The 17,559-nt window shown below is 67.7% G+C and carries 16 protein-coding genes and 2 tRNA genes; 1 reads left to right on the top strand and 17 read right to left on the bottom strand.

From position 1 onward, the window contains the following. Positions 1-40: 40 nt before the first annotated feature. The 15 genes from cyoD to P73_RS16730 all read right to left on the bottom strand — a co-directional run bounded on the left by cyoD (position 41) and on the right by P73_RS16730 (position 15,811). Positions 41-454, bottom strand: a complete 414-nt coding sequence (gene cyoD / locus P73_RS16795; RefSeq protein WP_043870462.1) for a cytochrome o ubiquinol oxidase subunit IV — start codon at positions 452-454, stop codon at positions 41-43. Beyond that, positions 454-1,107, bottom strand: coding sequence for a cytochrome o ubiquinol oxidase subunit III (gene cyoC / locus P73_RS16790; RefSeq protein ID WP_052453366.1), 654 nt, complete (start codon positions 1,105-1,107; stop codon positions 454-456). Before cyoC ends, cyoD begins: the two co-directional genes overlap by 1 nt. Next, positions 1,104-3,092 carry a cytochrome o ubiquinol oxidase subunit I gene (gene cyoB, locus P73_RS16785; RefSeq protein WP_043870461.1) on the bottom strand — a complete coding sequence of 663 codons (1,989 nt, stop codon included), beginning with the start codon at positions 3,090-3,092 and terminating at the stop codon, positions 1,104-1,106. Before cyoB ends, cyoC begins: the two co-directional genes overlap by 4 nt. Further along, positions 3,085-4,161, bottom strand: a complete 1,077-nt coding sequence (gene cyoA / locus P73_RS16780) for a ubiquinol oxidase subunit II (RefSeq protein WP_043870460.1) — start codon at positions 4,159-4,161, stop codon at positions 3,085-3,087. Before cyoA ends, cyoB begins: the two co-directional genes overlap by 8 nt. Before the next feature lie 356 nt (positions 4,162-4,517). Continuing rightward, positions 4,518-4,592 (bottom strand) — tRNA-Glu (locus P73_RS16775). Between the two features lie 166 nt (positions 4,593-4,758). After that, on the bottom strand, positions 4,759-6,000 hold the full coding sequence (locus tag P73_RS16770; RefSeq protein ID WP_052453365.1) for an OpgC family protein: 1,242 nt from the start codon (positions 5,998-6,000) through the stop codon (positions 4,759-4,761). Then, positions 5,987-7,798: a glucans biosynthesis glucosyltransferase MdoH gene (gene mdoH, locus P73_RS16765; RefSeq protein ID WP_052453364.1), complete on the bottom strand. Its 1,812-nt coding sequence runs from the start codon at positions 7,796-7,798 to the stop codon at positions 5,987-5,989. Before mdoH ends, P73_RS16770 begins: the two co-directional genes overlap by 14 nt. A gap of 23 nt (positions 7,799-7,821) precedes the next feature. After that, positions 7,822-7,977 carry a hypothetical protein gene (locus P73_RS26015; RefSeq protein ID WP_158401951.1) on the bottom strand — a complete coding sequence of 52 codons (156 nt, stop codon included), beginning with the start codon at positions 7,975-7,977 and terminating at the stop codon, positions 7,822-7,824. Between the two features lie 17 nt (positions 7,978-7,994). Beyond that, positions 7,995-9,674 (bottom strand): OpgD/OpgG family glucan biosynthesis protein, encoded by a 1,680-nt coding sequence (locus tag P73_RS16760; protein ID WP_420836119.1) that lies wholly within the window; start codon positions 9,672-9,674, stop codon positions 7,995-7,997. Positions 9,675-9,927: 253 nt separating this feature from the next. Next, on the bottom strand, positions 9,928-10,728 hold the full coding sequence (locus P73_RS16755) for a DUF6635 family protein (RefSeq protein WP_052453591.1): 801 nt from the start codon (positions 10,726-10,728) through the stop codon (positions 9,928-9,930). A 189-nt stretch (positions 10,729-10,917) separates the two neighbouring features. Then, positions 10,918-10,992 (bottom strand) — tRNA-Glu (locus P73_RS16750). Positions 10,993-11,099: 107 nt separating this feature from the next. Further along, positions 11,100-12,845: a single-stranded-DNA-specific exonuclease RecJ gene (gene recJ, locus P73_RS16745; RefSeq protein ID WP_043870459.1), complete on the bottom strand. Its 1,746-nt coding sequence runs from the start codon at positions 12,843-12,845 to the stop codon at positions 11,100-11,102. Between the two features lie 91 nt (positions 12,846-12,936). Further along, positions 12,937-13,923, bottom strand: coding sequence for a class II fructose-bisphosphatase (gene glpX, locus P73_RS16740; RefSeq protein ID WP_043870458.1), 987 nt, complete (start codon positions 13,921-13,923; stop codon positions 12,937-12,939). Positions 13,924-14,100: 177 nt separating this feature from the next. After that, positions 14,101-15,411, bottom strand: coding sequence for a homoserine dehydrogenase (locus P73_RS16735; RefSeq protein WP_043870457.1), 1,311 nt, complete (start codon positions 15,409-15,411; stop codon positions 14,101-14,103). A gap of 79 nt (positions 15,412-15,490) precedes the next feature. Further along, entirely contained in the window at positions 15,491-15,811 is a 321-nt protein-coding gene (locus tag P73_RS16730; protein ID WP_043870456.1) for a hypothetical protein, read from the bottom strand. Between the two features lie 143 nt (positions 15,812-15,954). On the opposite strand from P73_RS16730, the gene P73_RS16725 reads away from it, so the two are divergent. Continuing rightward, positions 15,955-16,461, top strand: coding sequence for a hypothetical protein (locus P73_RS16725; RefSeq protein ID WP_052453363.1), 507 nt, complete (start codon positions 15,955-15,957; stop codon positions 16,459-16,461). A 13-nt stretch (positions 16,462-16,474) separates the two neighbouring features. Here P73_RS16725 and P73_RS16720 read toward each other — a convergent pair whose 3' ends face one another. Together P73_RS16720 and P73_RS16715 are read right to left on the bottom strand one after the other, a co-directional pair. Beyond that, on the bottom strand, positions 16,475-17,062 hold the full coding sequence (locus P73_RS16720; RefSeq protein ID WP_043870455.1) for a TadE/TadG family type IV pilus assembly protein: 588 nt from the start codon (positions 17,060-17,062) through the stop codon (positions 16,475-16,477). A gap of 17 nt (positions 17,063-17,079) precedes the next feature. Continuing rightward, the gene (locus P73_RS16715; protein WP_158401950.1) at positions 17,080-17,556 is read right to left on the bottom strand and encodes a TadE/TadG family type IV pilus assembly protein; all 477 of its coding nucleotides are present in this window, start codon (positions 17,554-17,556) and stop codon (positions 17,080-17,082) included. Positions 17,557-17,559 lie beyond the last annotated feature (3 nt).

Here is a 17,559-nt window from a genome sequence, read left to right as displayed (position 1 = left end):
CGCCCGGACAGGGCCCCGGCCGTGGAGTTCGGAACGACAGTTAGCCCTGTTGCGACTGAAGGCTCTTCATCCGTTCGATATGCCGGTCCATCTCGTGCTGCGGCATCATGTTCTCGTTCATGTTGTGCATCACCCAGAGTGAGCCCGCCAGCACGATGGCGAGGATGAGCACCGCGAGGATCGTCGCCATGAGCGTGTTGCCCTCCTCCTTCGAGGCGTTGAGGTGGAGGAAGAAGACGAGATGCACGACGATCTGGACCGCGCCGAGGCCCATGATGAGGGCGATGAGCGTGGACCGGCTCAGATCGACCTCGCCCATGACGAGGGCGAAGGGGATGATCGTCAGGAGCGCGGCGAGGGCGAAGCCGATCATCAGCTGGCCCATGGTGCCGTGGCCGTGCTCCGTGTGGTCGTGGTCGTGGTCGTGGTCGTGGAGTTGCGTGTCATGTGCCATCAGATCAGCCTCACGAGGTAGACGAAGGAAAAGACGCCGATCCACACGAGATCGAGGAAGTGCCAGAACATCGACAGCGTGCCGAGGCGGCGCATGTTCTCGGTGGTGAGCCCGCGCTGCGCGAGTTGCACCATCAGCGTCATGAGCCAGATCAGCCCGCCCGTGACGTGCAGCCCGTGGGTGCCGACGAGCGCGAAGAAGGCCGAGAGGAAGGCGGAGCGGTCCGGTCCCGCGCCGATATGGATCAGGTGGTTGAACTCGTAGAGCTCCATCCCGATGAAGCCCGCCCCGAGAAGGCCGGTGACGGCGAGCCATTTCAGCGTGGTTTCCCGCTTTCCCTTGTCGGCGGCCAGCATGGCAAGCCCGAAGGTGATCGAGGAGGCGAGCAGCAGCGCGGTTTCCACCGCGACGAAGCCGGCCTCGAACAGGTCTTTCGGCGCGGGGCCGCCGGCATAGTTGCCGCCGAGCACCGCATAGGTCGCGAACAGGGCCCCGAAGATGATGCAGTCGCTCATCAGGTAGATCCAGAATCCGATGGGCGTCGGGCTGACATGGGGGCCGTGGTCGAATTCCTCGGGATCGCGGCCCCGCACATGCGGGACCGGGTTCTCCGGCGGGAAGTCGATGTCGGTGTCGAACTCGGTGGTCGTCATGCCGAGGCTCCTTTCGCTTCGGTCGCGGCGATGTCCTCGGTCGGGATGAAATAGTCGCGGTTGTAGTTGAAGGTATGGGCGATCCCGAGGGCGAGCATGGCCGCGAAGCTCAGGAGGGCGAGCCACCAGATGTACCAGACCATCGCGAAGCCGAAGACGAGCGCCCCCGCCGACAGGAGCACGCCGGTCGCGGTGTTCTTCGGCATGTGGATCGGGTGATAGCGGCCCGACCATCTGAAGCCGGTCTGCTTCATGTACCAGAAGGCTTCGCGCCCGACGACCTTGATGCCCTCGGGGAAGTTGTAGGGCGCGGGCGGGGACTGCGTCGCCCATTCGAGCGTGCGCCCGTCCCAGGGATCGTTGCCGCAGGCGAGGGCGGCGCGGTCGCGGATCGAGACGTAGAAGGTGACGAAGGTCGAGAGGATGCCCATGAGGATCAGCACCGCACCGATGGCCGCGACGATGAAATAGGGCTGCCATGCCGGGTCCGGGTAGGCGTTCATGCGGCGGGTGACCCCCATGAGCCCCAGCGCGTAGAGCGGCATGAAGGCGACGTAGAACCCGGTGAGCCAGAACCAGAAGCTGCGCTTGCCCCATGTGTCGTCGAGCCGGAAGCCGAAGGCCTTCGGCCACCAGTAGGTGACGGCGGCATAGACGGCGAAGACGACGCCGCCGATGATCACGTTGTGGAAATGCGCGATCAGGAACAGCGTGTTGTGGAGCTGGAAATCCACCGGCGGCACGGCGAGGAGCACGCCCGTCATCCCGCCGATGGTGAAGGTGACGAGGAAGCCGATGGTCCAGAGCATCGGCACCTCGAGGCGCACCGATCCCTTGTACATGGTGAAGAGCCAGTTGAAGATCTTTACCCCCGTCGGCACGGCGATGATCATCGTGGTGATGCCGAAGAAGGTGTTGACGTTCGCCCCCGATCCCATGGTGAAGAAGTGGTGCAGCCAGACGACGAAGGACAGCACCATGATGCAGGCCGTGGCCCAGACCATCGTGCGATAGCCGAAGATCGGCTTGCGCGAGAAGGTTGCGACGATCTCGGAGAAGACGCCGAAACAGGGGATGATGAGGATATAGACCTCGGGGTGGCCCCAGATCCAGATCAGGTTGATATACATCATCGCATTGCCGCCGAAATCGTTCGTGAAGAAGCGGAAGTCGAGGTAGCGGTCGAGCGTGAGCAGCGCGAGCGTGGCGGTCAGCACCGGGAAGGCGACGACGATCAGCACGTTGGTGATGAGCGTGGTCCAGGCGAAGATCGGCATGTCGAACAGGCGCATGCCCTTCGCGCGCATCTTGAGGATGGTCGCGATCAGGTTGATGCCCGACAGGGTCGTACCGACGCCGGCGATCTGGAGCGCCCAAAGGTAGTAATCCATCCCCGGCCCGGTGGAATAGCTCGCCCCCGACAGGGGCGGGAAGGCGAGCCAGCCCACCCGTGCGAATTCCCCGACGAAGAGGGAGATGTTGACCAGGAGCGCCCCCGCGACGGTCATCCAGAAGGAATAGTTGTTGAGGAAGGGGAAGGCGACGTCGCGCGCCCCGATCTGGAGCGGCATGACGTAGTTCATCAGGCCGGTGACGAAGGGCATCGCGACGAAGAAGATCATGATCACCCCGTGCGCGGTGAAGACCTGATCGTAGTGATGCGGCGGCAGGTAGCCTTCGGCGCCGCCCGCGGCCATCGCCTGTTGCAGGCGCATCATGAGCGCATCGGCGAAGCCGCGCACCAGCATGACGAAGCCGAGGATCATGTACATGATCCCGATCTTCTTGTGGTCGACCGAGGTGATCCAGTCGCGCCACAGCGGCGCCCAGAGGCGGTAGCGCGTCAGCAGCGCGAGCAGGAGGAGGCCGCCGAGCGCGATGCCGGCGAAGGTGCCGACGAGGATCGGCTCGTGAAGCGGGATCCAGTCGGGGGTGAGCCGCCCGAAGACGGGGGAGAGGGTTTCAGCGGGGTGTGCGTTAGCCATTGTTTCTGGTCTCCGTGCCGGCAAAGCCGGGGCCGCAGATCGCGTCGGGGTCGTTGAGGAAGGCTTCGTGGAAGGCCGCGACATCGGGGTCGGGCAGGTCGATCCGCGTGCCGAAGCCGTCGATCGCGCGCTGGCGGTCGTAGCTGTAGGCGGGCGCGTTCGCGATGCCCTCGAGCCCGCCGCCGCCCATCTCGTCCTGCATCATCATATGGCCCATGCAGACCTTGCCCTCCTCGACGCACATGCCGGTGATCCGGTCGAACAGGCCCTCCTCGACGGAGGCGAAATGGCGCACCGGCTCGTCGATCGTCGGCGCCTCGAGCGCGAGGTAGCGGGCGCGGTCGAGCGTTTCGTCCCCGGCGCGCAGCGTGGCGATCCAGGCGTTGAACCCGTCCTCGTCCATGGCCAGCGTGTCAAAGGTCATCTGCGAGAAGCCCGGCCCGGAATAATGCGCGGAGCGGCCGGGGAAGGTGCCTTCCTCATCGGCGATGAGATGCAGCTTCGTCTCCATGCCGGCCATCGCATAGACCATGCCGCCGAGCGCGGGGATCGAGAGCGTGTTCATCACCGTCGCGGAGCTCAGGCGGAAGTTCACCGGGCGTCCCGCGGGGATCGCCAGCTCGTTGACCGAGGCGACGCCGAACTCGGGATAGATGAACAGCCATTTCCAGTCGAGCGCGACCGCTTCCACCTCGACCGGCGCGCCGGCGCCGAGATGGTCGAGCGGGCGGTAGGGGTCGAGCCGGTGGGTATAGACCCAGGTGAAATATCCGAGCGCGATCACGATGAGGATCGGGATGCTCCACATCACCGCCTCGATCTTGTTCGAGTGTTCGAAGGAGGGATCGTAATCCGACTTGTCCTCCCGGCCGGCGCGGTATCGCAGCGGGAAATAGACCGACATGAAGAGGACGGGGAGGATGACGATCAGCATGAGCAGGGTCGAGATGACGAGCAGGTTGCGCTGCTGCTCGCCGACCCATCCCTGCGGTGACAGGACGTGATACTGACATCCGGACAGCGCGAAAGCGCCGGCGAGAGCCAGCAGGAGAAGCCGTATTCTATGCAATGTGCGTGCCTTTGTTTTGTCCGGACGGCGCCGGCGGCCGAGGTCGCCGGCACGCCCGACCACGATTTATACGACAAGGGGCTAGGCCCGTTTGCGGCGAAGCTCACTGTGGCGCGTTGACGCATTCGCGGAAGAAGCCCGAGATTTCACAAAGAGTTGAGGCCGGATCGGGGGTGTGCCGGGGGACTGCCGCCGTGTGGACGGCGTTTCGGGGACCGGACCGCGGCGGCCGCTTTCCGAAGATCGGGGCGAAAGGTCGCGGGCTCGACCGCCGGTTGCGGGGGAGTCGCTTCTGAGCCGCGTACGCTGTCGCACGGGGAGACAAGGGAGAGGCCGTTCCGGGGGAGGGGGGGAAATGGCAGCCCGTAGGGGAATCGAACCCCTCTTTCCAGGTTGAAAACCTGGCGTCCTAACCGATAGACGAACGGGCCGCGCTTGGCGTGAGGCGGCTTGTATGAAATGCCGGCCCCGCGCGCAAGAGGGATTTTCGCTCCCGCCGCGCATTTTTCCGCAGTCGGGCTGCGGTCGGGCAGGAGGGCCGCCGCGCCGGCGTGCCGGAGCCGGTGTGGAGGGGCGGCGGCTGCCTTGCGCGGGCTTTTATTCCGCCGCCATCGCCCGCGGCGGAGTCGCCGGTGCGGGGCGCGGCGAGGAGGCCGGGGGGGCCTCCGCGACGCGGCGTCCGCGCTTCTGGATGTCGCCGAGCCAGGCGGCGAGGATCATCGCGAAGATCCCGAAGAGCGGGTAGAGCCAGACGACCCAGCGGGCCTCCTCCGCCGCGCCGTAGACGACATGGCCGATGAGCGACAGGATGGTGCCGGTGGCGAAGACCAGGAGCCCCTGCCGCCCGAGCAGGCGCAGGAAGGACAAGGCCCGTGTCCCGGTGAGGCGGGTGACCCAGCCCATGCAGGACAGCACATAGGCGAGCGCGAGCGCGTGGGTGAGGCGCGGCACCGCCAGGAAGGTCTTGTCATGCGAGGTGATGTTGAAGGGCAGTCCGGCCTTCGCGAGGAGCGACATCTGGTGGTTCATGAACGGGCCGAAGACGGGCAGGTAGCGCCAGGCGAGCACCATCGCGAGCCAGCCGAGGGCGAGGCCGAAGAGCCAGGGCGATTTCGGCACGAGGCGCTCGCCGCGGTGCAGGAAGATCCCGGTCAGCAGCCCGATGACGAAGATGAACTGCCAGGCGATCGGGTTGAAGAACCAGCCGCCCGAATTGGGATAGTTCGGCAGGTTCAGGCGCCAGATCCCGGCCGCGAACCAGAGCGCGGCAGAGGCGGCGAGCAGGTGCCAGGGCCGCCGGACCCCCAGGAAGATCGCGAGCGGACCCACGAAGAGGAGCACGGAATAGGCCGGAAGGATGTTCACATAGCCGAGCTGGTGTCCCAGCAGGGGGATGCCGATCAGCGCCTCCTCGGTGTTGGTGAAGACCTGCTTGAGATTGATCTGCGTCAGCAGGGTGTCGAGGCCGAAGAACACGGCACCGCCGGCGAAGATCGCGATGGCCATGGCGGTGAGGAAGATCTGCGTGAGATAGAGGGTCCAGGACCGCTTCCACATCGGGGAGACGGCATGCCAGAGGCCCTTTTCCTTCCGCGCTTCGGGCAGGAAGCGGCCGGAATAGGCCAACCCCGCGGCGACGCCCGACATGATGAAGAAGGCCTCGGCCGCATCGGAGAAGCCGATGTTGCGCACCGTGAGGTACTGGTAGGGGTTGTCCGGCGTGTGATCGAAGAAGATCATCAGGAGTGCGAGCCCGCGGAACGCGTCGATGCGCGGATCCCGCGGGCGCTTCACCTGACGGGCGAGCGCGGGGGCGACGGTCAGCTCATGCCGTGACATTGGCAGCCTCCGTCGTTTGCGGGGCGGTGTCGGACCGCGGCGGAGTGCTCTCGGCACACCAGCGGCGGTGGATCTCGCGGCAGGTCACGATCACGGGGGAGGGCGCGCCCTCCTCGGGAACGGTGAAGAGCTTGTGCGTCAGCGGCCGCGAGGTCCAGGCGATGAGGAAGGGGGCGGCGAGCATGGGCAGGCTCACCGGCAGCAGCCATGGCGTCAGGTCCGGCGCGATCCGCGCGACGATGGCGAGCGTCGCGCCGCCGGTGAGCATGATCCACAGGCCGGCGCGGAAGCCCTGGGCGAGGGTCAGCTTGCCTTCGCCGCGCTGGTTGGCCGGCCAGCCGCCGTCGCGCCCGGCGAGCACCTGAAGCACGGCGCGGGTCTGGTACATGAGCATCAGCGATGCGATCAGCGAGGACAGCAGGATCTCCGTGAGCACGGAGAAGAATGCCCGGATCGCGCCGCCGAAGCCGGCGGTGCGGCGGGTGCGCGCGGCCTCGTAGAGGATCGCGAATTTCGGCAGGATGAGAAGGCCCATGATGCCGACGATGAGCGCGGTGATCTCCTTGGTCCGGTCGTCGGGGAAGACCGGGAAGAGCATGTGCGGCTCGGGGAAGTAGTTCGGCACCGGTGCGAGGATCGTGGAGAGCACGGAGGTGACGAGGAAGGCGGCCCAGAGCAGCGAGACGAGATAGGCGAAGATGCCCTGGAGGAACACGAAGCGTGACCAGCCCGCGAATCCCGGTCCGAGGAGGAGGCGGGAATGTTGCAGGTTGCCCTGGCACCAGCGGCGGTCGCGCTTGGCATAGGACAGGATGTTCTCCGGGCCTTCCTCGTAGGAGCCGCCGATCGTGTAGTCAACCTGCACGCGCCAGCCCGCGCGGGCGAGGAGCGCGGCCTCGACATAGTCGTGGCTCAGGATATGGCCGCCGAAGGGCGGCGGGCCGGAGAGTTCGGGCAGACAGCAGCTTTCGGCGAAGGCCCTGACCCGCACCATCGCGTTATGGCCCCAGAACGGGCCGGTGTTGCCCTGGAGCCGGGCGAGGCCGCGGGTGAAGACGGGGCTGTGGAAGGAGGCCGCGAATTGCATGGCGCGGCCGAAGAAGGACTGCGCGCCGATGATCTTCGGCAGGGTCTGCAACAGGCCCATCTGCGGATCGGCCTGCATCTTTGCGGCCATTTCGCGGATGGTCTGCCCTTCCATCAGGCTGTCGGCGTCGAGGATCAGCGCGAAATCGTAGGCGCCGCCGGAGCGGCGGATGAAATCCTCGATATTGCCCGCCTTGCGTCCGCGATTGTCCGACCGGCGGCGGTAGAAGATGCGGCCCTCTCCCTCCGTCTCCTTCAGGAGGCGCAGATAGGTCTGGCGCTCCCGATGCGCGGCCATGTCGTCGCGGGTGTCGGAGAGGATCGCGATATCGGCGGCGAAATCCGCCGCGCGGATCGAGCGGTCCATCGCCGCGATGCGCGCGAAGGTCGCGACCGGATCCTCGTTGCAGATCGGCACGAGCACCACGACGCGCGGCGCCGGCGATTGCAGGTCGGGGATGGCGGGCGTCTTGCGCGAGGACCAGGCAAGCCCGACGAAGGACAGGGTCGCGCCCCAGGCGAGCCAGGCGGTCGTGATGAGGATGAGCGCGATGCGCACCACGTCCCAGATGACCGTTCCGTCCTGGATCGCCGCCTCGGCGAGGAGGGTCGAGGCGGTCACGGCCGCCAGTGCCGCAAAGGCGAGAGCCAGTGCGCGAAGCAGCCGTGTCCTGCGATCTGGCGCGAGCGCCGTGCGTTGGAGGGGCGACATGACGACCTTCGATCCTTCCGTGTTCAGACCGGCTTGCCGGGCATGAACAGCCGCAGCAGCCGGGAAAGCTCAAACCTGGCCTCCCGGCGCTCGAGCGCCTGCTCGGGCATGTCGAGAGGCGCCTCGGGAGGCGCCCATTGCGGGGAGTCTTCGATCAGTGTGTCAGTCGGTGCGTTCATGTGTTTCGGTTCCGAGATCATTCCCTCACCCACTGGTAGAGCCATGTTTCCGTCAAAGTCTGTCCATACCCCGCCAGGGATGCCTTCAGTTCCACGACCGTGCCCGGATCGCCTTTCGCTTCGATCACCAGCCGCCAGATGTCGGTGCCGCTGATCTTGCTGACGACCGCATCGGAGATCTCTCCCCGCACGGCGCTAACCTGGGCTTCAACGTCGCCCTCTGCGGAAAGTTCCGACAAAAGCCCGCCGCGGAAATCAATGACGAATTTCCGCTCATCGGTCTTCTGTTCGACCCCCGCGACGCCGCCTTCCCCGACGCGGGTGCGCACGATACGCGCGCGCGCGGGACTGCGGTCGCCGGGCGTGTTCATGCCCCAGTGCATGCGATAGGCGAACTCATGGGCATCGCCCTTCTTCATCTCGCCCTCTGGCACCCAGAAGGCGACGATGTTGTCGTTGCCCTCGAGCTTCGAGGGGATTTCCACGAGGCGCACGGAGCCCTTGCCCCAGTCGCCCAGCGGTTCGACCATCAGCGAGGGCCGGCGTTCGTAATGCGCCTGCGCGTCGAGATAGGCGTCGAAATCGCGCCGGCGCTGGACCAGTCCGAAGGAGACCGGGTTTTCCGCCCCGAGATAGGAGCTTGCAAGGCGCGGCGGGTTGTTGAGCGCCCGCAGGAAGGTGTCGCCCGAGCGCGTGTTGAGCACGAGATATTCGCTGTCGTGCACGGAGGAGCGGAAATCGTCGAAGCCGCGCGGATCGGCGCCGCCGAAGAGATACATGGAGGTGAGCGGCGCGATGCCGATCTGGCTTGCATCCTCGCGCACGAAGAGCCGGGCGGTCACCTCCATGACGGTGGTTTCTCCCGGCGTGATGTAGAAGCGGTAGGCACCGGTCACCGAGCGGCTGTCGAGCGCGGCATAGATCACCGCGGTCGTCTGCCCCGGTTGCGGGTGCTCGATCCAGAAATCGGTGAAGCGCGGGAATTCCTCGCTGCCGTTCATCGCCGTGTTCACCGCAAGCCCGCGGGCGGAGAGGCCGTAGACATTGCCGCGTCCGAGCGCGCGGAAATAGCTCGCGCCGAGGAAGACGACCAGCTCGTCGAAGATGTCGGCCCGGTTGAGCGGCGTGTGCAGGCGGAAGCCCGCGACGCCCGGCATGGTCGCGTCGGCCGGGATGTTGTCGCCGACATTGCCGCCATAGAGGAAATCGGAGGTGGAGAAATCCATCGCAACTTCCTGACCGTCCACGATTTCATGGATGTGGACCGGCTGCTCGAAGAGCCAGCCGAGATGGAAGGCGTGCAGGCGGAATTCCTGGCCGTCCTCCTGCCAGCGGGCATGGTCGGGGTTGAAGCGGATGCGCTGGTAGGCGTCGTAGTCGAGATCCGCGAGGAAGCCGCTGACCGCGCCCGCCTCGCGCCACGGCTGGGCCGCCGCCTCGCGCATGCGCTCGGTGAGCGCATCGAAGCTGAAGGGCGGCGGCGGGGCCGGTTCGGGCTCGGGCTGTGCCTCGGGCGGGGGGGCGGGCGTGTCTGCCGGTTCGGGATTGTCCTGCGCGGCGATCGCGAAAGGCGACAGCACCGCCGACGCGGCCACCCCGCTTGCGAGTGAAGCGAGGAAACGGCGGCGGCGCGGATTGTCGGGCGACAGTGTGGCGTTGGGCGAATCGGATGCGGCGGGGCCTGTAGCGATCGTCAAACCTTCACTCCATAAGTACCTGTTCAGCGTAGTTAAGACAGGAGTTCTGATGCGTTGCAGCAAGAAAAGCCGGAAAACCCCCTGCGTGGCAGAAAGCTGCTCACGATCGGAGGATTTCTTCCGACATACCAAGCGTTTCTACCAGATTCTTCGGACGGGCAAGCGGGATTTTTCGCGCGCCGCGCCGGGGCCGGGGCTCCGCGGTGCGGCACTCGCCCGTCCGGGCGGCATTTCGGCGTCGTCAGGATGTGTCTCATCCGCGCAGCAGCCGCCAGAGATTGACCGCGAGGTCGGACAGGTCCGCGGCCCGTGCGGCAACATGTTCCCGCGCGAGACCGGCCTCGCGCTCCGCCGCGATCCGGTCGATCAGGCGGCGCAGCCGCCGCCGGTGGACGCCGGTCGCGACCTGGACGGGATCGGCGATGAGGCCGGCGAATGTGGTCACGACCGAGGCGGCCATCGCGAGGAGCACGCCGGTCACGACGCCCTGCCAGAGGGGCAGGGCGGTCGGGAAGACGCTGTAATAGACCCGTCCGAGCCCGCGGCCGAGGGGGAAATTCTCCACCGCGAGCGCATGGGCGCGCAGTTCCGAGACCGGGGCGACGAGGGAGAGGATGCCGGGCGTGGCGGTGTGGAACAGCAGCGCGCCCGCGAGCAGGACGAGGAGCGTCGTGGTGATTTCCGCCACCGCGCCACGCACGCCGACATAGTCCTCGACCGCGCGGTGGCGGATGGCCGTGGGCACCTGCGGGCCGTCGGTCTCGAGAAAGGCGGTGACGGAGCGTGCGACCTCGCGCGCCATGTCGGTCTCGAGAAACACGCGCCGCGCGCCGAGCCATGCCGCGATGCGCCGCGCCCGCAGCCGGGAGGCGAGCAGCGCAAGAAGTCGCACGATCAGGAACACCGGCGCCAGGAGCACGTTCACCGGGGCGCGCAACAGATCGAGGCCGAAGGCGGCGCGATGCAGCCTGAGCGTGCCGCGCGGACCGAATCTGTCGCGGACGAACCGCCGCAGCGCGGCCTCGGGGTCTGGGATCGTGGTATCGCGGGGCAAGGGCGGGTCACTCGCAGGCGGAAGGGATGCCTGCGGATATAGGAAGTCCTTCGCCGGAAAGAAGCCCCCGTGTTTCGCGGGTGTCATATTTCTGCCGATCCGGCACCGACGCGGGGGTCTTCCCGGCACGGCCTTCGACGGCGCGGGGATTCCGCAGGGGCGCGGGTCGCGGAGACTGTCGGGGAGAAATGGCAGCCCGTAGGGGAATCGAACCCCTCTTTCCAGGTTGAAAACCTGGCGTCCTAACCGATAGACGAACGGGCCGCGCTTGGCGTGAGGCGGCTTTTAGGAAATGCGCGGGCGGGGTGCAAGGGGGATTCTGCACCTTCGTGACGTTTTTTGCGGGGCGGCCTTCCGGCGCCGGTCTGCGGTCATGCCGGGGCGGCGTCCTCGAGGCGCAATTGCACCGATTGACGGCCGCCCCAGCTGTTGAGTTCGAGCCGGCCGGCGAGGTGGAAGCGTGCGCCGCCATGGCCTTCGAGCCCGGCGCCGAGGGGGGTGTCGTAGGCGCCGAAGGCAATCGCCTCGAGCCGCGGACCGATCCCATCGGAAAAGCTGATCTTGAGATGGCTCTCGCCGATCCGGCGGGCGAAATGGATCGCGCAGTCGCAGAAGGCGAAGCGCGGTGCGGGGGCGGAGGCGCCATAGGGGCCGGCGGCATCGAGCCGGGCGACGAGATCGAGCGAGGCGGCGCCGGGCATCAGCATCCCGTCGAGCATGAGATCGGCCGGCCCCGCCGCGCCCGCGCCCTGTTTCGCCAGAAGATCGGAGAGACGCGCCATCGCCGGCTCGAGCATGTCGCGCCGCAGGGTGAGGCCCGCGGCCATCTTGTGCCCGCCGCCCTTCAGGAGCAGGCCCTCCTGCGCGAGCCGCTGGATCGAGGCGCCCAGGTCGACGCCGGAGACGGACCGCCCCGAGCCCTTGCCGATGCCCTCGGCATCGAAACCGATGACGATGGCCGGGCGGTTGGTCGCCTCCTTCAGCCGCGAGGCGACGATGCCGACGACGCCGGGATGCCAGCCATCGCCCGCCGCCCAGACGAGCGGCGTCTCGAGGCCCCGCGTCTCCGCCTGCGCCAGCGCATCGGCGCGGACCATGGTCTCGATCTCCCGCCGTTCGGAATTGAGCGCGTCGAGCCGTTCGGCGAGCGCCTGCGCCTCGGCGGGATCGTCTGTGGCCAGGAGCCGCGCCCCCAGATCCGCGGCACCGATCCGGCCGCCCGCGTTGATCCGGGGACCGAGCAGGAAGCCCAGGGAATACGAGGTGGGCGCGCTGTCCATCCGGGCGACATCGGCCAGCGCGCGCAGTCCGATGCGCTCGCGCCGGGCCATCACCTTCAGCCCCTGGCGCACCAGCGCGCGGTTGACGCCGATGAGCGGGGCGACGTCGGCGACGGTGGCGAGGGCGACGAGATCGAGCATCGCCATGAGGTCGGGACCGGTCGTGCCCTCGGCCCGCATCCGGCGGTTCACCTCGACGAGCATCAGGAAGACGACGGTGGCGGCGCAGAGATGGGCGAGCTCGCCGCTTTCGTCCTGGCGGTTCGGATTGACCACCGCCGCGCAGTCCGGCAGGGTCTCCGCCCCGAGATGGTGATCGAGAACGATCACATCCGCGCCCTTCGCCGCGGCGATCGGACCGTGGCTGAGCGTGCCGCAATCGACGCAGACGATCAGGTCGTGATCGCGGGCGAGGGCGGCCATCGCCGCGTCGTTGGGGCCGTAGCCTTCGTCGATCCGGTCGGGGATATAGAGCGTCGCGCGCCGTCCCATCTGCCGCAGCCAGGTGAGCAGGAGCGCCGCCGAACTGCCGCCATCCACGTCGTAATCGGCAAAGACCGCGATCCTCTCGCCGCGCTTCACCGCCGCGAGGAAGCGGCCGGCGGCCGCCTCCATGTCCTTGAGGCCCCGCGGATCAGGCAGCAGGTCCTTCAGTTTCGGCGCGAGGAAACGCTCCGCCTCCTCGGGGGAAATGCCGCGCCGCGCGAGGGTCTGGCACAGCGGCAGGGGCAGGGCGGTGCGCTGCGTCAGGAGTTCCGCGTGGCGGTCGTGGTCCGCCGTCGGCCCGACCCAGCGGCGCCCGGTGAGGGAGGTGGAGACGTTCAGGAAATCGCTCATGGCCCTCTGTATCCGTCATGCCGCCGGCGGATGCAACGTCCGCTGACGGGCGGCCGCAAAGGATCGCCCGGCCGGGCCGGCGGCGCGGTCGTCAGTCCCTCTTGCGCTTGACCGGGTTGCGGTAGGTCATGCGGCGGATCGAGCCGGTCTTCGAGCGCATGAGGATCGTTTCCGTGGTCAGGTAGCCGGGTTCGCGCTTGAGCCCCTGGACGATGGAGCCGTTGGTGACGCCGGTCGCGGCAAAGATCACGTCGGAGGTCACGAGTTCGTCGCGGGAATAGATCTTGTCGAGGTCGGTGATGCCGGCCTTCGCCGCGCGGCCGCGTTCGTCGTCGTTGCGGAACAGGAGCTTGCCCCACATCTGGCCGCCCATGCACTTGAGGGCGGAGGCCGCGAGAACGCCCTCGGGCGCACCGCCGGACCCCATGTACATGTCGATGCCGGTGGAGGCTTCGGCGCAGTGGATCACGCCCGCGACATCGCCGTCGGTGATGAGACGGATCGCGGCACCGGTGGCGCGCAGCTCGGCGATCATGTCCTCGTGGCGCGGGCGCTCGAGCACGCAGAGGGTGATGTCCTTCGGGGTCACGCCCTTGGCCTTGGCCAGCGCCTCGACACGTTCGGTCGGGGTCATGTCGAGGGAGACGACGTCCTTCGGATAGCCCGGCCCGATGGCGAGCTTCTCCATGTAGACGTCGGGGGCATGCAGCAGCGTGCCCCGCGGCGCCATGGCGATCACGGTGAGCGCGTTCGGCATGTCCTTGGCGGTGAGGGTCGTGCCCTCGAGCGGATCGAGGGCGATGTCGACGGCGGGGCCGTTGCCGGTGCCGACATTCTCGCCGATGTAGAGCATCGGCGCCTCGTCGCGCTCGCCCTCGCCGATCACCACGACGCCCTGGATGTCGAGCTGGTTGAGCTGGTCGCGCATCGCGTTCACCGCGGCCTGATCGGCGGCCTTCTCGTTGCCATGGCCGACGTGGTCGGCGGATGCGATGGCGGCCTGTTCCGCGACGCGGGCGAGGCCGAGGGACAGCATGCGGTCGTAAAACGCGACGGTGTTCATCTTGGGATCGGACATGGGCAGGGGATTCCTTTTCGGCGCAGCCGGTTCTTCTTGCTGCCCGATCCAGACCACATGTCTCCCCGCGCGGCAAGTGGGCGCGGGGAAGGCAGCGCTAACATGGCAGGTGTTTGCGCTACCGGCATGATATCGCATGACGTTCCCGTGTCACCGCCCCGGTTGGCGGCGGGCGGTTCAGACCTGTTCGATGCGGATCGCGACCGGTTCGGAGGCGAGGACGGAGGCCTGCGCCATGCCCTCGAGCGCGGCGTCGAGCGAGGCGCGCGAGGTCGCATCGGTGACGATCAGCACGGGCGCGACATCGGGATTGGCATCCTGCCCGTATTGCCGCATCCGGTCGATGGAGACGCCGGCATCGCCCAGGGCCGCGGCGATCTTCGCCAGCGCGCCGGGCTTGTCCAGAAGCGACATGCGCAGGTAATAGGGCGCGGGCGTCGCCGCGACGGCGGGGGTCGCCTTCTCGAGCGTGACGGCGGGGACGCCGAAGGTCGGGATGCGGATGCCGCGGGCGATGTCGAGCACGTCGGACATCACGGCGGAGGCGGTCGGTCCTTCGCCCGCGCCGGCGCCGCGCAGCACGATCTGCCCGACCTCGTCGCCTTCGAGCACGACCATGTTCGTCGCGTTCTCGAGCTGTCCGAGCGGCGAGAGGCAGGGCACGAGGCAGGGCGTCATGCGCTGTTCCAGCCCGCGGCCGGTCATCTGCGCGACGCCCAGGAGCTTGATGCGATAGCCCATGTCGGCGGCATGGCGGATATCCTCGATGGTGATCCGTTCGATGCCCTCGAGCACCATGTTCTCGAAATCGACCTGCGTGCCGAAGCCGATGGCGGCGAGCAGCGAGAGCTTGTGGCCGGCGTCGATGCCGCCCACGTCGAGGGTGGGATCGGCCTCGAGATAGCCGAGCGCCTTGGCCGCGGCGAAGACCTCGTCATAGGGAAGGCCCTCGTTCTCCATCCGCGTCAGGATGTAGTTGCAGGTGCCGTTCATCACGCCCACGATCCGCTCGATGCGGTTGCCCGCGAGACCCTCGGTCAGCGCCTTGATCACCGGGATGCCGCCGGCGACCGCCGCCTCGAAGCGCAGCACCGCCCCCTTCGCCTCGGCCCGCAGCGCGAGGTCCTGCCCGTGATGGGCGAGCATCGCCTTGTTGGCGGTCACGACGTCCTTTCCGGCGGCGAGCGCGGCCTCGGTCGCGGCCTTCGCCGGTCCGTCGGGGCCGCCCATGAGTTCGACGAAGAGATCGACGTCCTCGCGCAGGGCGAGGGCGACGGGATCGTCCTCCCAGGCGTATTTCGAGATGTCGATACCGCGGTCCTTGTCGCGCGAGCGGGCAGAGACGGCGGTGATCACCACCGGGCGTCCGCTGCGCCGGGCGATCAGGTTCGCCTTGCGCTGGACGATCTTGATCACCCCCGTGCCGACGGTGCCAAGGCCCGCGATCCCGAGGCGAAGGGGGGCGTTGGGCGAACTGTCGTGCGGCATTGGGGGGCTCCGGGTCGGATTTGAAAACTGACCGCCCTGATAGCCGCGAATGCGCGCCTCTGCAACAGGGGCGACGGGCTCAGCCGCCGTCCTCGGTCCCGCGCGCCGCGCGGTCGAGGCGGGGACGCCCGGAGGTGTCGAGCGACGGCTGCGCGGCGAGCGCCGCCGCACGCTCCGAAAGGGCGCGGGCACGGGCCGAGAGGCTGTCGGACTGCGCCGGAGCGTCCGGCGTTCCCGTGGTGCTGTCGAGCGTGGCGGCGAGGGTCTCGGTCGACAGCAGTTCCGGCCAGGGCAGGTTCGGGTCGACCGGTGCAACCCGCCCGGAAAGATCCGGTCGCGGCCCGCAAGCGGCGAGGGAGAGGGCGAGCAGCGTGGCGAAGAGGAGGCGCGGGCGAGTCATGCGGGTCCGTCGGATCGGGTTCGTCGGGCACAGTAACCGCAGGGACCGGCGGGGACAATCGGCCTTTGCGCCCCGGTGCCGGTCGCGGCTTTCCCTTCGCGGCGCGGCAGGCTAGAGGGGAGGGGACCGTCACAGGAGGCTCCATGTCCGCGTCCCCCCGATCCGAGGCCGCCCCGGCCGACCTCATCCTGAGCGTCTCGCCCGCCCGGCGGGTCGTCGCCTGCCTGATGCTCCTCCTGCTCGGTGCGCTGCTGGTCTGGGTGGTGCTGCGTCCGGAGGGAATAGGGCCGGGCTATGGCGCGATGCTGCTCGTCCTTGCGGCGGGGGCGGTCTGGCTCGCGCTCGCGCTCTGGCTGGCGACGGCGCGGCGCCTCGTGCTGACCGGGGAGGCGCTTGTCGAGGAGGGCAGCGGGCGGCTCCTGTGCCGCCTCGACGACATCGCGCGGGTGGAGCGCGGCACCTTCGCCTTCAAGCCGTCCAACGGATTCCTGCTGCGGCTGAAGACGCCGGGACCGCGGGTCTGGGCGCCGGGCCTGTGGTGGCGGATCGGACGCCGGATCGGCGTCGGCGGCGTCACCCCGGCAAGCCAGGCAAAGGCGATGGCGGATGTGATCGCGGCGCGCGTCGCCGGGGCCGGGCGCCTCGACTGAGGCGCCGCTCCGGTCAGGACGACAGCCTGCCGTCGCTGTATTCGAACACGACCTTGGGGGCGAAGCGGGGCTTGGTGACGACGAAATCGCCGAACGTGACCGTGCCGAGGCCCACCTTGAAAATCGGCTGCCAGTCTCTCGAGACTTCGACGATGACGAATTCCTCTCCCAGGGCGAGGGTGGGCAGCCGGTCCTCGACGGAGGCGAGCGTATCCTGCGTCAGCACGGTGCCGCCATTGGAGGCGTAGGACCAGATCAGCTTGTAATATTCGTTCTTGTTCCAGTCCTGAGAGCGCCGGACCGAGGTGACGCGCAGCCTTGCATCGGGGACATTGTTGAGAAAGCGATAGATCTCTTCGAGCCCGTCGATGAAGTCGGCGTTGATCGGGACGGTCTGGCGCGAAAGATAGTCGGAAATCGTGTAAGCGGCCTTGTTCGCGATGGCTTTCTGCTCGAAGGCCGCGAAATAGGAATAGGTCATGGTGATCGCGGTCACCAGGAGCGGCAGGACCAGCACGGTTTCGACCGTGAGCGTGGCCTCCGTGCGCTGACGGTAGGCGCGGTGCAGGGCCTGAAAGCGGGAGATGAGCGACTGTCGCATGGGGTTTGCGTCCTCTGTCACGGCTCGTAGACGAAGCCGGAAGTGGCGACGAGGGAATAGCCGTTCCCGGCATCGCCCGCCAATGCCGCGCCAAACGGGGTTGTCGGGAACAGCGGATCGACGTTCAGGCAGGCCCGCACGAGCATCAGCTCGTTCGGGGCGCCGGGGCTGAAGACCGTGTTGGGCAGGTCCTCGGCAGAGCGGTCGATGCAGGTCGCATAGGTGGCGGGCGGCGTGAAATGATAGGCGTCGGCGGATTCCAGGGCGATGTGGATATTGGCTTCGCAATCGGACAGGAAGTCGGCATATCCACAGACGACGGGTTTGAGCGTGTCGAGCGTCACGACCGTCATCCTGCCGAGGCGGATATCGCGGATCGCGCGATCCAGCCCCCGGTCGAGCATGGCGCCGGAGACGGTGAAATAGCCGATCTCGGCCCCGCCGAGGATCAGGGCGATGAACACCGGGAAGAGGAGGACGAATTCGATCGTCACACT

This window comes from Celeribacter indicus, from assembly GCF_000819565.1.
Taxonomy (GTDB): domain Bacteria; phylum Pseudomonadota; class Alphaproteobacteria; order Rhodobacterales; family Rhodobacteraceae; genus Celeribacter; species Celeribacter indicus.
This window is presented reverse-complemented; position numbering and strand designations above follow the sequence as displayed.

Coding starts and splice junctions, on each gene's coding strand:
- cyoD (WP_043870462.1), bottom strand. CDS start 454: ATGGCACATGACACGCAACTCCACGACCACGACCACGACCACGACCAC.
- cyoC (WP_052453366.1), bottom strand. CDS start 1,107: ATGACGACCACCGAGTTCGACACCGACATCGACTTCCCGCCGGAGAAC.
- cyoB (WP_043870461.1), bottom strand. CDS start 3,092: ATGGCTAACGCACACCCCGCTGAAACCCTCTCCCCCGTCTTCGGGCGG.
- P73_RS16770 (WP_052453365.1), bottom strand. CDS start 6,000: ATGTCACGGCATGAGCTGACCGTCGCCCCCGCGCTCGCCCGTCAGGTG.
- mdoH (WP_052453364.1), bottom strand. CDS start 7,798: ATGTCGCCCCTCCAACGCACGGCGCTCGCGCCAGATCGCAGGACACGG.
- P73_RS26015 (WP_158401951.1), bottom strand. CDS start 7,977: ATGAACGCACCGACTGACACACTGATCGAAGACTCCCCGCAATGGGCG.
- recJ (WP_043870459.1), bottom strand. CDS start 12,845: ATGAGCGATTTCCTGAACGTCTCCACCTCCCTCACCGGGCGCCGCTGG.
- glpX (WP_043870458.1), bottom strand. CDS start 13,923: ATGTCCGATCCCAAGATGAACACCGTCGCGTTTTACGACCGCATGCTG.
- P73_RS16735 (WP_043870457.1), bottom strand. CDS start 15,411: ATGCCGCACGACAGTTCGCCCAACGCCCCCCTTCGCCTCGGGATCGCG.
- P73_RS16730 (WP_043870456.1), bottom strand. CDS start 15,811: ATGACTCGCCCGCGCCTCCTCTTCGCCACGCTGCTCGCCCTCTCCCTC.
- P73_RS16725 (WP_052453363.1), top strand. CDS start 15,955: ATGTCCGCGTCCCCCCGATCCGAGGCCGCCCCGGCCGACCTCATCCTG.
- P73_RS16720 (WP_043870455.1), bottom strand. CDS start 17,062: ATGCGACAGTCGCTCATCTCCCGCTTTCAGGCCCTGCACCGCGCCTAC.